Source organism: Providencia sp. UF-224 (assembly GCF_058245955.1).
This window is the reverse complement of record NZ_JBSICC010000131.1, coordinates 1-325: the sequence shown is the minus strand read 5'-3', so window position 1 is coordinate 325 and position 325 is coordinate 1. Positions and strand designations below refer to the sequence as shown.

General features: G+C 54.2%; 1 protein-coding gene. It reads left to right on the top strand.

Features of this window, described 5'->3' with window-relative positions:
- A partial coding sequence (locus AC4IFO_RS23160; RefSeq protein WP_490737874.1) for a hypothetical protein occupies window positions 1-325 on the top strand: 325 nt, incomplete at both ends.

Below are 325 nucleotides of genomic sequence, written 5' to 3'. Positions count from 1 at the left end.
TTCTCCCAACGTCGCCAGCAAATCCTTGATGCCGTCGGGCATGAAGCCTCATTGAAATCCCGTGATGTGGCCGCCCTCGATACCCGTCAGGCGAAAACAACCCCTGAAAAAAGTGAGTTATTGACCGACTGGTTTGATCGCTTGGAGAAAAATGGCTTTGGCTCTGAGGCGCGCAAAGCGTTTTACGCCGAAGCGGAGCAGCGCCTTGTTAAAGGGGAAGCCGGTTCGACGTCACGGGAGATACAGCCGGATATCACACGGGCGGTCACGGATGCGATTGCGTTACTCAGTGATAAGCAACTCAGTATGACCTACAGCCAAGTGC